The organism is Gracilimonas halophila, assembly GCF_042684365.1.
Classification (GTDB): Bacteria; Bacteroidota; Rhodothermia; order Balneolales; family Balneolaceae; genus Gracilimonas; species Gracilimonas halophila.
The window spans coordinates 82332-96285 of sequence record NZ_JBHULI010000003.1; the positions used below are offsets into that span (position 1 = coordinate 82332).

General features: G+C 41.8%; 10 protein-coding genes. 6 read left to right on the forward strand and 4 right to left on the reverse strand.

Translation table 11 applies throughout. From position 1 onward, the window contains the following. The first annotated feature begins 134 nt into the window (after nt 1-134). From ACFSVN_RS03125 to cdaA, 5 genes are all read left to right on the forward strand, one after another. Nucleotides 135-3353 (forward strand): TonB-dependent receptor, encoded by a 3219-nt coding sequence (locus ACFSVN_RS03125; protein ID WP_390298480.1) that lies wholly within the window; start codon nt 135-137, stop codon nt 3351-3353. Nucleotides 3354-3463: 110 nt separating this feature from the next. Next, entirely contained in the window at nt 3464-4690 is a 1227-nt protein-coding gene (locus ACFSVN_RS03130; protein ID WP_390298484.1) for an alkaline phosphatase family protein, read from the forward strand. Nucleotides 4691-4817: 127 nt separating this feature from the next. Next, complete coding sequence (gene fdxA / locus ACFSVN_RS03135) at nt 4818-5153, forward strand: ferredoxin FdxA (protein WP_390298487.1); 336 nt, start codon at nt 4818-4820, stop codon at nt 5151-5153. A gap of 79 nt (nt 5154-5232) precedes the next feature. Then, the gene (gene folP / locus ACFSVN_RS03140; RefSeq protein ID WP_390298490.1) at nt 5233-6066 is read left to right on the forward strand and encodes a dihydropteroate synthase; all 834 of its coding nucleotides are present in this window, start codon (nt 5233-5235) and stop codon (nt 6064-6066) included. Nucleotides 6067-6077: 11 nt separating this feature from the next. Further along, nucleotides 6078-6890 carry a diadenylate cyclase CdaA gene (gene cdaA / locus ACFSVN_RS03145; RefSeq protein ID WP_390298493.1) on the forward strand — a complete coding sequence of 271 codons (813 nt, stop codon included), beginning with the start codon at nt 6078-6080 and terminating at the stop codon, nt 6888-6890. Between the two features lie 8 nt (nt 6891-6898). On the opposite strand, the gene ACFSVN_RS03150 is transcribed toward cdaA, so the two are convergent. From ACFSVN_RS03150 to ACFSVN_RS03165, 4 genes are all read right to left on the reverse strand, one after another. Next, a complete protein-coding gene (locus ACFSVN_RS03150; protein WP_390298496.1) occupies nt 6899-7885 on the reverse strand; it encodes an endonuclease/exonuclease/phosphatase family protein in 987 nt (328 codons plus the stop codon). 24 nt (nt 7886-7909) lie between these two features. Continuing rightward, nucleotides 7910-8905 (reverse strand): methylmalonyl Co-A mutase-associated GTPase MeaB, encoded by a 996-nt coding sequence (meaB, locus tag ACFSVN_RS03155; protein ID WP_390298499.1) that lies wholly within the window; start codon nt 8903-8905, stop codon nt 7910-7912. Nucleotides 8906-9054: 149 nt separating this feature from the next. Continuing rightward, nucleotides 9055-11199: a methylmalonyl-CoA mutase gene (scpA, locus tag ACFSVN_RS03160; RefSeq protein ID WP_390298502.1), complete on the reverse strand. Its 2145-nt coding sequence runs from the start codon at nt 11197-11199 to the stop codon at nt 9055-9057. Then, nucleotides 11199-12602, reverse strand: a complete 1404-nt coding sequence (locus ACFSVN_RS03165) for a methylmalonyl-CoA mutase subunit beta (RefSeq protein ID WP_390298505.1) — start codon at nt 12600-12602, stop codon at nt 11199-11201. The genes scpA and ACFSVN_RS03165 overlap by 1 nt, the downstream gene beginning before the upstream one ends. A 164-nt stretch (nt 12603-12766) precedes the next feature. Here ACFSVN_RS03165 and ACFSVN_RS03170 point away from each other — a divergent pair, with 164 nt between their 5' ends. Beyond that, a complete protein-coding gene (locus ACFSVN_RS03170) occupies nt 12767-13930 on the forward strand; it encodes an acyl-CoA dehydrogenase (protein WP_390298508.1) in 1164 nt (387 codons plus the stop codon). Nucleotides 13931-13954 lie beyond the last annotated feature (24 nt).

The window sequence follows — 13954 nt, forward strand, 5'->3', positions numbered from 1 at the left end:
CATTACATGAAATTACATTTTTCTCTAAAAGCCTTAAATTAGCGCAACTTGTTAATTAAGAGATAACAGGTGAAATAAGATTGCTACTTTTTACTAATAATTATTCCATAATTCATCAATTAAAAAACAACCTCATGAAAAAAAGTATTCTATTTTTCTTCGTTGCACTAGTGTTGCCTTTTGCGGGATTCTCGCAGGGTACTACCACAGGTTCAATCGAAGGAACAGTAACAGATATTAATGGTGAGCCATTGCCGGGAGCTACCATAGTTGCCGAGCACATGCCTACCGGAACAGAGTATGGTACAGCTAGTCGTCCTGACGGGCAATACACATTAAGAAATGTGCGTATTGGCGGGCCGTATGAAGTCCGCATTACCTTTGTAGGGTTCAATCCTCAAATTATCGAAATCGATAGAATTGAGCTGAGCGAACGTTACACGTTGGACTTTACGCTTGAAGAAGGTGCACAAGATCTTGGGCAAATTTCTGTAGTTGCTGCCGGTGATCGTTTATTTAATCCGGATCGTACAGGAGCCAGAACTAATATCACAAGTGAAGATATTTCAAGAACTCCAAGTGTATTTCGTTCTTTAGGGGACTTCACCCGTCTAACTCCACAAGTAACAAGTGGAAACAGCTTTGGTGGAGCTAACGACAGATACAATAATATTCTTGTGGATGGTGCTACCCTTAATGATGTATTTGGATTGGGTGATGCAACTCCCGGTTCACAAGCAGGTGTTAGTTCTCCATTAAGTATTGATGCCATTGCAGAGTTTAATGTGGATATTGCTCCTTTCGATATTACAAATAACGGTTTTACCGGTGGACAGGTAAATGCTGTTACTAAGAGTGGTACTAACAATTATGAAGGATCTGTTTATTTCCAAACAAGAAATGAGAATCTGATCGGTAACTATACTCTTGATGATGGTGAATCCTCAGAGGATTTCCCAAGCTTCACAGAAAGATATATAGGTCTTAATGTTGGCGGCCCAATTATTGAAGACAAGCTTTTCTTTTTTGTGAATGCTGAATTTAAAAGAGAAACCAGCCCGATCACAAGCGGTGTATTCGGCAGTGGAGCCCCTGTAGAGGTAGGTTTTGAACCCGCTACTTTTGACCAAATAAGAAATGTATTGATCAATGAGTACGGTTATGACCCGGGAGCCTACACTTCTCCTTTAGACACAGAGACAAACAATGATAAAGTATTAGCCAAGCTTGACTGGAATATTAATCAAGACAACAAGCTTAGCTTCCGAATGAATTATGTAGATGCACTGGCAGATCGTGGAATCAGCCGTGGCCGAAATAGCTACACGTTCAGCAATCGACAGTACGATTTCAACAGCAAGCAAACGTCTTTTGTAACTGAATTGACAAGCCGGCTAAGTGATAATATGTATAACGAAGCTCGTTTGGTTTATACACGAATCAGAGATTCCCGTGATGTGCCTTCGCAGCGATTTCCAAGTGTTACCGTTAGCATGGGATTTGATGATCCCGACAGAAGTGGTTTTGGTGCTATAAATGCCGGAGTGGAAAGATTCTCTCAGGCAAATGCGTTGGATCAAGACCTGATCGAGTTTACCAATAATTTCACGTATATCCGTGGAGATCATGAATTCACGTTAGGTACCAGCAATCAGATCTTTACTTTCGATAACCTTTTCGTACAGGATGCTTTTGGTACCTACGAGTTCTGGAGTATTGCCGATCTAGAAGCTGGAGATCCAGTGGAATATCAGCATAGTTACTTACTTGATGGAGGAAACCCAACTGCAAACTTCACAGGTATGCAATTTGGACTCTATGCCCAGGATAAGTGGTCTGTTACTGATTACCTGAAACTCACTTACGGTTTGAGAATTGATATTCCGGTACTTCCTGATGACCCCACATTCAACCCTGCAGTACCTGATGCATTCCCAGGCTACTCAACCGATAAAATTGCAAGTGGCCAGGTTCTATGGGCACCTCGCTTAGGATTTAACTGGGATGCCAGCCAAGGAGAAAGAACTACTCAGATCCGTGGCGGTGTTGGCATCTTTTCAGGAACTCCTCCATTTGTTTGGATATCAAACCAGTATAGTAATACTGGGGTAGATTACGGACGTGTAGATGAATTCAACTTTGGGAGATTTCCTGGATTGTTCTCTCCGGACCCAGATAATCAACCAACCCCGGAAACAAGCAATGTTCTCGATCCTGTTGAAACATCAGAGATCAACTTGTTGGCAGATGGCTTTAAATATCCTCAAGCACTGAAAGTGAATCTAGCCGTTGACCAAGAACTTCCATTGGGAATCCGCGGTACACTTGAAGGGGTTTACTCGAAAGGCATTAATGATGTTGTATTTGAAAATATTAACCTTGTAAGGGAAGGTGAATCCGCTAACGGAAGACCTATTTATGGGGATATTTTCTATAATTCACAATTTGGTAATGCATCAGGAAATCCTTCAAGAAAAGATGCAAGATTCACTAATGCGATCGTACTTGATAATACCAATAAGGGCTATCAGTACAGTATTACCGGTGAGTTGGAAAAATCGTTTGACTCAGGATTGTACACTAAGCTTGCTTATACCTACAACCGAGCTGAAAACGTAAACAATGGTACTTCAAGTCGTGCTATTTCTAACTGGCAGTATAACGAGAATGTTGATGTAAACAGTCCAAAAGTAGGTACCGCTGACTTCGAAAGAAGACATCGAATTCTTGGTATCGCTTCCTATAGAATTGATTATGCTGAGCGTTTTGCAACCTCATTCTCTTTTATATATGATGGCCGCTCAGGAACTCCATTCAGTTGGATCTATACCGGAGATGCAAATGGTGACGGTCGCTTTGATAACGACTTGATCTATGTTCCAGCAAACGAAAGCGAAGTTGTGCTAACCAGCAATAACTGGAATGAGTTTGAATCATGGATTAACAGCGAAGAATCAGTTAGTGAATACAAAGGTGGTTTTGTAGACAGAAATACTGCTAGAGAGCCTTGGACCAACTATGTTGATTTCAAAGTATCACAAGAGATCCAAACTATTAGTGGTCAATCTCTGGAGATAAGTGCAAGTGTTATCAACTTCCTGAACCTTATCAACTCTGAGTGGGGAATTCGGAAAGGTGTATCTTTTAACAACTACAGAGCATATAACTTTGAGCAATATGTAGACCAAGACTTCATTGACAACAGAGGAGCCGGATATGGCTTAACTGCCGATGATATTGGCAAGCCGGTTGTTAACTTCGATCCTGAAAATGTTACTGAGGACGAAATATTTAATATCAGTGACCAAAGCTCAAGATGGCAAATGCAATTTACTGTTCGTTATAACTTCTAATAACAAACAGCTCAATTAGCATAAAAGGGAGGCCTATTCAGGTCTCCCTTTTTTTATTAACTTAAATTATACGAATTCAAAGTATTTTATCTGTAAAGCTACATTCTCTCATGAAAAAATATATTCACCGGCTGATTAGTCTCACTTTGTTATCAATAGCATTTATCAGTTGTGATCCCGTTGAGAAGGATCAGAAAAAAGTACTCCTTATTTCCTTTGATGGTTTCAGGTATGATTACCTTTCCAAAACCGATACCCCAAATTTTGATAAGCTTGTTGAAACAGGAGTGATCAGCGAGGGACTTATTCCCATCTTTCCGTCCAAAACATTTCCTAATCACTATGCTATTGCTACCGGCTTATACCCCGAGAATAATGGCTTTATTGGCAACAATATGTACGATCCTGAGATGGACGCCCGCTTTACGATAAGAGATCGTGAGGCAGTAGAAAATCCCGCATGGTATGAAGGCGAACCCATCTGGAATACCGTGGAAAAAGCTGGTAAGAAAGCCGGTACTATGTTTTGGGTCGGGTCAGAAACTCCTATTCAGGATATGAGGCCAACACACTGGAAAACATATGATGAATCGATGAATGATTCAGCCCGAATAGACACCGTGGTTAAATGGCTGAGTTATGACGATCCCAAACAAGTAGATCTTGCAACGCTCTATTTTCATTTTGTGGATAGTCAGGGACATTGGTACGGAGTTGACTCACCGGAAGTGGTTTCAGCTATAGAACGTGCAGATGGCCTTATTGGGTATTTATTGGAGCGTATGGATGAAGCTGAATTAACCGGAAGAACTAATACATTGATCGTTTCAGATCACGGAATGGCGGATATCTCCAGAGACCGTATTGTTGTGCTGGATGATATGATAGATCCTGATGACCTGGAGGTGATCGCCTACAGTCCGGCGCTGATGGCAAATGTCAAAGACGGAAAACTGGATGAAGTGTATAATGCCCTCAAAAAAAATGAGGAGAATTTCAAAGTATATAAGCGAGATGAGATTCCGGATCGCTATCATCTAAAGAACCACCGTAGAATTCCGGAATTGTTGTTAGTGGCCGATCTTGGATATACCATCAACTCACAGGAATATTTTGATGAAAGAGAAGATTATCCTTCCGGAGCTACCCACGGTTTTGACAACCGTGAAAAAGAGATGCACGGAATTTTTATTGCAAATGGCCCTGACTTTAAGTCAGCATATAAAATGCAGACCTTTCAAAATATCCATCTATATGTTTTAATGGCTCATTTATTGGATATTGAACCGGCTCCAACAGATGGAAGTATAGACAGCGTATCAGTTATGTTAAAATAAATGGAACGCTGATCCTAAAAAATAATTTCTGTTTTGCTATAAAGATTGCATCTATCTTCAAGAGAGGGGATATTCCAACCTGTAAAAAATTCACTTTATTACCATTATTTATAACTGATTTTCACACATGGCTTACGTTGTAACTGAACCCTGCATTCAATGTAAATATACTAATTGCGCAGCCGTCTGCCCGGTTGATGCGTTTCGGGAAGGTCCAAATTTCTTGGTTATCGATCCCCTGGAGTGTATCGATTGTGACGCTTGCGTATCTGAATGTCCTGTAGAGGCTATTTATCCTGATGATGAAGTGCCTGAGAAATGGGAAGATTATATTGACTTGAACGAGCGCTTGGCTGAATCCTGGGAAGACCGCATAATCAACGAAACACAAGATGCCCTCGATGATGCCGACGAATGGGCCGCGAAGGAAGATAAGCTTGATAAGCTTGTTGAAACCTGGTAAAAGAAGTGTCCGAATTGAGTACTCGGCTCCTTCGAAAAAGGGGCCCGGGGTAGTTTAATTTTTATCTAACCCCTTTTTGTTGCCTGATAAAAACTTCATTTCCGATTCGTTCTCATCTCCAAAAATAATGGGGATCATTAATGCTACACCCGATTCATTTAGTGATGGAGGCCACTACCTGGATGTAAACAGGGCGATGGATCGGATCCACATTATGATCAAAAACGGAGCGGAGATCATTGATGTGGGAGGAGAATCAACACGGCCGGGAGCTGATCCCGTATCCGAGCAGGAAGAGATTGATCGTGTGATGCCTCTGCTTGAGAAAGCGATCCCGGTTTTTAAAAAAGCCCAATTTTCAATTGATACTACTAAATATACAGTCGCTAAAAAAGCGTTGGAGTCAGGTGCAAAATTTGTCAATGATGTAAGTGGCTTGCAGAAAGAACCCAGATTAGCCGACCTCTGTGGTGAATTTAATGCAACTTATGTTTTGATGCACAGCCAGGGAGACCCAAAAACTATGCAGGAGAATCCTGAATATGCGGAAGTGGTGAGTGATGTAATGAGCTTTTTTGAAAAGAAGCTGGCTGATTTAAAAACGAGTGGTGTACATAAAATTATTCTTGATCCCGGAATTGGGTTCGGAAAAACGTTGCAGCATAACCTAAAACTGATCGCCCATCTTGATAAATTCCAAAAATTTGATTTACCTATATTGGTTGGGGCTTCACGCAAGTCTATGATCGGTAAGATATTAAATGATCGGCCTACAGACGACCGAATTACCGGGACTGTTGCACTCCACTATCATGCACTTACAAAAGGAGCAAAAATATTACGAGTACATGATGTGAAGGAAGCTTCCGATTCAATTCGTATATTCAACGCAGTTAAATCTCAACAATCTTAAATCAGGCGGCCTTGTTTCCCATTGGTTTTCTCGAGTTCGGAATTAAAGATTTCGTCGAGACTCTTATTATTGCCCTATTCCTGGTATATCTCTACCGGTGGGTGAAAGGTACGTTTGCCATTCAGGCAGCGCTTGGGATATTGTTTGTTGTGATCATCAATGTTGTGATCGGGTTGCTTGGCTTCACAACCATAAACTCTATTTTAAGTCAGATCCTGGATGTCGGGATCATCGCGTTGATCATCCTTTTTCAGCCGGAGATTCGTAAACTTTTATACAGGCTTGGAACCAATACAAGTCTTGATCGTTTTTTCTCTACTTCAAATTCTGATAAGACCATTGATGAGGTGATAGACGCGGTCAAAGAAATGTCGAAGAACAAGATCGGGGCTTTGATCGTATTTGCCCGTACTTCTTCACTTCAGGATCTTGTGGACGCCGGAGTGAATATTGATGCAGAGATCAGAAGTGAACTGCTAATTACGATCTTCCAGAAAGATACTCCGCTTCATGACGGAGCTGTTGTAATTCGTGGAAACAGAATTGTATCAGCTAGTTGCTATCTGCCTATCTCACAAAACCCAAATATATCCACTTCATTTGGGACGCGTCACCGGGCGGCAGTAGGTATCAGTGAATCCAACAATGTATTTGTTCTTGTTGTTTCAGAAGAAACCGGCCGCATTTCCATCGCCAGAAACGGAGCACTTACAAGTGGCTTGACTATCCAGAAACTCCGTGCCGAAATGGAAGAATCGTTCGGAGATCAAAAGTTTGAAGATGATGTTGCATTCAGTGCTCAAGCTGATATGAATTTGAATTGATACTGATTCTAGTTTCCTGAATCAAGAATATACCTGGATATTACAGGATAATGGTCACTCGTAGACTCCCCATAGTTTGTTACATAATCATCGGCAGGGAATGAGAGTACGGAGTTCTCAACATATAGCTCATACAATTCATCCGATGTTAAATGATGATCGATAACATCAGGGTAAAAAACAGTGGACGATTCACTTGAATCCGATAATTCTTTCGTTGGAAAGATGTAGTTCATCGGGTCATCTACAAAGTTTTGATAGACAGATTCTTTTCCTGAAGAGATGGAGGTATCCACATCATCATTAAAATCCCCAATTACCATCACATTTGCAGCAGGCCATGTTTGGTCGAGATAAGATTTAAGTGCTTCAGAACCGGTTTTTTTACGCTGATACGACTCGTTATCGGTGCAGCACTTGGCGTGAAGCAATATTACGATAAGGTTTTGTGACTGTTCTCCGATTGTGGCTGAAAGTTGAACTTCAACAGGGGGGCGACCTGCAAATTCATGATCATATTCGGTTAGTATAACGCGAGCACTTTCTACAGTCACAATATCGGATTTATAAATAAGCCCGACCTTTTGTTCATTGCCATTGAAGTCATCGTAGTAGGCGGAGTCGCTTTGAACTGCCGGGTCGTTTGCAAGTATTCCTTCATAACCGCTTAAAGTAGAAAGAAGGCTGTCAAATCGTGAACCAATATTGACTTCTTGTACGGACAAAATGTCCATATCAAGTCCATTTATTACAAAATGAATGTTTTTAAACTGAAGATCTTCATCATTTGGTCCTCTTCCTCTATCTCCAAACCACTCAAGATTCCAAGTTGCAAAATCTAAGGTTGAGTCTGTTCCCACAGCCTCAAATTCAGTATTTGGTTCTGGTTCAGGTTCATTCGTTTCAGTAACAGGATTAGAGTCATTATTGCATCCGGCAATTATGATGGAAGTGAAGAAAAAGAAAGCAGTTAAAAAGCGAAAAAATAATCTCATTTTGATACTGTATTAAAAGAAGTGTTATTTATTATTCAGAAAGATATGCATAAGATCTCGAGCAGCTTTGTAAGATGAAAGCTTTCCTTCCTGTACTTTTTGACGAAATTTTTCCATTTGTTTTTTCAACTCGTCATCTTGATAGAAAGCACGATGCAATTCTTGATTTATTGCCTCATCCAGCCAATAACTCGCTTGCTCTTTCCTTTTTGCACTAAAATAGCCTTTGGCTTCGGTATGCCTCATATACTGTTCTACGATGGACCAAACTTCATCAATTCCATTATTATGAAAAGCGGAACACGTGGCAACTTTGGGGATCCATCCTGACTCGGTAGGGGGGAATAGGTGGAGCGCATTCTTGTACTCGGACAGTGCTCTTTTGGCGGCATCTTCATTACCCGAATCCGCTTTGTTGATCACGATGGAGTCAGCCATTTCCATAATACCACGTTTTATGCCTTGAAGTTCATCACCGGCACCTGCAAGCATGAGTAAAAGGAAGAAATCAACCATGGAATGAACTGCTGTTTCGGACTGCCCGACCCCAACAGTTTCGATCAGGATGGTATTGAACCCTGCGGCTTCGCAAAGGGTGATGGTTTCTCTTGTACTTCGTGCAACACCTCCCAAAGAACCTGAAGTAGGAGTAGGGCGAATGTAAGCTTTAGGATGATTGGAGAGTGTCTCCATACGGGTTTTATCACCCAGAATACTTCCGCGTGTTTTGGAGCTGGAAGGATCAACCGCGAGAACAGCTAAAGTTCGATCTTCCTCCTTGATCACATAATTCCCAAAAGCTTCGATGAAGGTGCTTTTTCCAACCCCGGGTACTCCGGTTATACCAATTCTTATGGAATCTCCGGTATGGGGAAGGCAACCTTCAATGATCTCCTGGGCGAGGTCTTGATGCTCCTGTTTCGTACTTTCAATAAGCGTAATGGCACGGCTAAGCAGCATCCGGTCTCCGGATAAAATGCCATCAATGAATTCTTTTGAGGAAGGAAGTTTTTTACTCAAATTTTCCTCCTGTAACTTTTCCAAAGTTATGTAGAAATCGAAGTTGACAGGGTTTGCCTACTAACTTTGGAAAAGTTAGTAAGGGCAACATTTCGTCCTCGCTCCAACGATTTGCGTTGGAGCGAATGCAGGCCGTAAAAGAATTTCGATCAATCCGATCCATTAGAATAATTCTCGATCAAGACGTCTAAAATTTGTTTTGCAGCTTTTGGGATCACGGTACCGGGACCAAATACTGCAGTCACTCCGGCATCATATAAGAAGTCATAATCTTGTTGAGGGATAACTCCTCCGGCTATCACCATGATATCTTCCCGTTCATGCTTTTTAAGTTCTTCAATAACCTGAGGGACCAATGTCTTATGACCACCGGCCAAACTGGAAACACCCAAAATATGCACATCATTTTCCACCGCTTGCCGGGCAGCTTCATCCGGTGTTTGGAAAAGGGGACCGATGTCTACATCAAAACCGAGATCAGCAAAACTTGTAGAGATCACTTTGGCACCACGGTCATGTCCGTCTTGTCCCATCTTGGCAACCATGATCCTTGGTCGGCGGCCATCAAGTACGGCAAATTCATCCGCACGTTTAAGAGCAGCTTTAAAGTATTCGTTATTTTTCAATTCTGAAGAATACACACCTGAAATGGATTTAATGGTTGCTTTATACCGCCCAAAAGATTTTTCCATGGCATCGGAGATCTCTCCAAGCGTTGCTCGTTCGCGGGCAGCATCAACAGCCAAAGCTAATAAATTTCCATCACCAGATTCAGCACTTTTGGTCAGCTTTTCCAGTGCTTTTCCAACAGCTTCATCATTACGTTCAGCTTTCATTTTATTGATCCGCTCGATCTGTGATCTTCTCACTTTCACGTTGTCCACTTCCAGCACATCAATTTCAGATTTCTCGTCGGTTTGATATTTGTTGATTCCGACAATAGTGTCTTTGCCTGAATCGATACGAGCTTGCTTAAGGGCAGCAGCTTCTTCGATTCTCATTTTTGGCAGTCCGGTTTCTATGGCTTTGGCCATTCCCCCCAATTCTTCAACTTCTCCGATCAACGTCCAGGCCCGGCGGGCAATTTTATCCGTTAGGTACTCCACATAATATGATCCTGCCCAGGGATCCACTGCTTTGGTGATCCCGGTTTCTTCCTGTAAGAATAACTGTGTATTTCGGGCTATGCGTGCCGAAAAATCAGTTGGAAGGGCAATGGCCTCATCAAGTGCATTTGTATGCAGAGATTGCGTGTGACCAAGCACAGCGGCCAATGCCTCCACCGTTGTTCGTGCCACATTGTTGAAAGGGTCCTGTTCGGTGAGGCTCCATCCTGAAGTTTGGGAATGCGTTCTCAGCGAAAGTGATTTTTCATTTTTAGGATTGAAGGACTTTACGATCTTAGCCCAGAGAAGTCGAGCAGCTCGCATCTTGGCAATCTCCATAAAATGATTCATCCCGATACCCCAGAAAAAAGAAATACGCGGTGCAAATTCATCAATATCCATCCCGGCTTTGATACCTCTTCGCAGATATTCGAGTCCGTCAGCAAGGGTGTAGGCAAGTTCAAGATCGCAGGTGGCTCCGGCTTCCTGCATGTGGTAACCACTCACCGAGATAGAGTTAAATCGCGGCATATTTTGAGAGGTATATTCAAAGATATCCCCGATGATCTTCATGGAAGGCTCGGGCGGATAGATATACGTATTTCGCACCATGAATTCCTTTAGGATATCATTCTGAATAGTCCCCGAAAGTTGTTCCGGTTTCACTCCTTGTTCTTCACCGGCAACAATATAGAAAGCCATTATTGGGATAACAGCCCCATTCATAGTCATGGAAACTGACATTTTATCGAGGGGGATCTGATCGAAAAGGATCTTCATATCCTCAACCGAATCGATGGCAACACCGGCTTTCCCTACATCACCGGAAACCCGTGGGTGATCGGAATCATATCCACGATGGGTTGCCAGGTCAAAAGCCACTGAAAGTCCCTTTTGTCCGGCTTCTAAATTTCGGCGGTAAAATGCGTTTGACTCTTCTGCGGTAGAGAACCCGGCGTACTGCCTGATAGTCCATGGTCTGACAGCGTACATGGTTGAATAAGGGCCGCGCAAGTAAGGAGGGATCCCGGCTGCGTAATCCAAATGTTCCAGGTTTTTGATATCATCTTTGGTAAAGGTCGGTTTAACCGAGATCTGCTCCGGTGTTTCCCATTCAGCAGCTGAGTTTCCGGTGGTATTTTTTACTGAAGGCAGATTCAAACTGATATTAGAAAAGTCTTTCTTCATTACGCATTTCCTTTTTGAAGTTCAGCTTCGATGTTCAATGGCTCGACTTTTTTAATGTCTGAGAAGGAGGTATCTGCAAATTCAAAATCTGCAAAATTTTGAATATTGGATTGTGACTTTTGAATTTCGTCAGGTTGATACTTATTAACTCCCACCAATACCTTTTCTTTATCTTTATAAGCTGAAATTTTTTCTTTTTGTGATTTCATGATCTCATCCTGAATAAAGCCCTCTTTCAGACATTCATAAAAACCACCTTTCCCTTCAATTTTCTGAAATAAGGCCCAGCTTTCTTCTGATATCTTATTCGTTAAAACTTCAATGTAGTAGGATCCTGCACCCGGGTCGGCCACTTTATCGAGATAAGCTTCTTCCTGAAGGATAAGCTGAACGTTCCGTGCGATCCGGGAAGAAAAACCGGAAGGATCTTCAAAGTGAGCATTGTATGGGTGAACGGTCATTACATCGCAACCTGCCAAAGCCGATGACATAGCTTCGGTAGTAGCCCGAAGCATATTATTATGAGCGTCAGTTTTAGACTTATTCCAAAATGAGGTTTCAGAATGAACGGGATTACTGGACTCTTGAATTCCATATTCCTTTAGGACCTGAGTCCACATTAATTGGAAAGCCCTGATCTTAGCGATCTCAGGGAAATAGTTGGGACCTGAAGCGAAGTTGAAATATAGTTTCTGAGCATTCTTTTCATTCATCCCCAAAAACTCATTTCCAGATGCCAATGTAAAAGCGATCTGTTGTATGATGGTGGCACCTGAATTAGCATAAACAGAGGAATCAGAAACCATGAAACTAAACAGGTCACCGAACCTGGACACCATTTGCTGCAGGCTGTCCGAGTCAAGCAGCTTGCCTGATCGGATAGCTGATGAGAACGGATCAAAGGAAAAGTAAACATTAAGATCTTTATTTAGAATACCCCGATTTTCACAAATAGATTGCAGCCATTTAACAATGCCTGGGGTAGATAACCCGGCTCCAAACTTAAGGGTGATGAATTCTATCTGTATATCTTCTAGAAGCAATTCCAGATCTTGTTTTGAAGAAATAGAATCTGCCTTAAGGAGAAAGTATAAGCCCGTAGAACCATTCCGGAGTGCATGCAAGGCAAGTTCGTTGGCTTTTTTGGGATCCGTACCTGTTATTGGTTCAATGATATCCCAGGAAGCGGAATTACGAACAGGAAAAGGAGATTGTTCAAGATCTTTCAGGTGTTCTTTTCGGTAAAATGGAAGAATATTAAACCCTTCACCTGATTCCCATTGTAACGCGTCTTTATAATCTTTGCCTTTTAGGTCAGACTCAATGACTCCTTCCCACTCTTCTAAACTTATGGGAGGAAATTCATTAAAATTAAGTTTCTCTTTGAAATTCAAATTTTCCAAAACTGGGTTATAAGTTTATTGAATTTATATTTTGCCCAAAATAAAGAGGTCAGAAGTTCTTTACTAACCGGGACGAAAAAATACCGTTTTAATTAGTAAAAAAGCGCTTACAATTTGTATATTCAATTTCATTTTCATAGAAATAAAACTCACTTACTTTTTTGATGGAACAAACGGATCAACTCATTCCACCTTTAACACAGCTGACCGAAGATGAACAAATGTTGAAAGAGGCTACTGCTGATTTTGCGGAAGCTTCAATAAAGCCTTTAGTCGAAGAAATGGACGAAAAGGCCAAACTCGATCCGGATCTGATCAAGGAATTCTTTGAAATGGGATTGATGGGAATAGATATTCCCGAACAGTATTCAGGTGGCGGGGGTACTTTCATGATGTCCATTGTTGCCATTGAGCAGATATCCCGTGTTGATGCTTCAGCCGGTGTATTCATGGATGTCCAAAACACGCTTGTAAATAATGCGTTTGTTAATTTTGCTTCTGAAGAACTTAAAGATAAATATTTACCACAATTGGCTACCGAAAAAGTAGGAGCTTATTGTTTATCTGAGGCTGGTTCAGGAAGTGATGCTTTTGCACTTAAAGCAACGGCCACCGAAGATGGTGACGATTTTATACTGAATGGAGCCAAGCTATGGATCACCAATGCAAATGAGGCTGATATCTTTTTAGTGATGGCTAATGTGAATCCTGATGCGGGCTATAAAGGTATTACCGCTTTTGTGGTTGAGAGAGGGATGGAAGGTTTCTCGATCTCCAAAAAGGAAAATAAGCTGGGTATTCGTGCCAGCTCAACTTGTGAGATCTTGCTGGACAATTGCCGTGTTCCAAAAGAAAATGTAGTAGGCGAAGTTGGGAAAGGATATAAAGTTGCGATAGAGACCCTGAATGAAGGTCGGGTAGGAATTGGAGCCCAGATGATCGGTATAGCTCAGGGAGCATTCGATGCCGCACTTGCCTATGTGCAGGAACGCAAGCAATTTGGTAAAGCAATTTCTGAATTTCAGGGTGTGCAATTTCAGTTAGCAAGAATGGCTACTGATATCGAAACAGCACGATTGTTAGTTTATAATGCAGCAAGAAAGAAAATGGCCGGACAGAATTTCCTGAAAGAAGCGGCTATGGCAAAATTTTATTCCTCTGAAGTTGCTGAGAGTGTTAGTTCTCAGGCAGTGGATCTGTTTGGAGGTTACGGTTATGTTAAAGAATATCCCGTAGAGAAATATTACCGTGATTCTAAGATCGGTAAGATCTACGAGGGTACAACGAACATGCAGCTCAGCACAATTGCTAAGTTGCTACTTCGATGAGTGAGTGAAAAAAAGGGGGCTTCG

Coding starts and splice junctions, on each gene's coding strand:
- ACFSVN_RS03150 (WP_390298496.1), bottom strand. CDS start 7,885: ATGAGATTATTTTTTCGCTTTTTAACTGCTTTCTTTTTCTTCACTTCC.
- scpA (WP_390298502.1), bottom strand. CDS start 11,199: ATGAAGAAAGACTTTTCTAATATCAGTTTGAATCTGCCTTCAGTAAAA.
- ACFSVN_RS03170 (WP_390298508.1), top strand. CDS start 12,767: ATGGAACAAACGGATCAACTCATTCCACCTTTAACACAGCTGACCGAA.
- ACFSVN_RS03130 (WP_390298484.1), top strand. CDS start 3,464: ATGAAAAAATATATTCACCGGCTGATTAGTCTCACTTTGTTATCAATA.
- ACFSVN_RS03125 (WP_390298480.1), top strand. CDS start 135: ATGAAAAAAAGTATTCTATTTTTCTTCGTTGCACTAGTGTTGCCTTTT.
- fdxA (WP_390298487.1), top strand. CDS start 4,818: ATGGCTTACGTTGTAACTGAACCCTGCATTCAATGTAAATATACTAAT.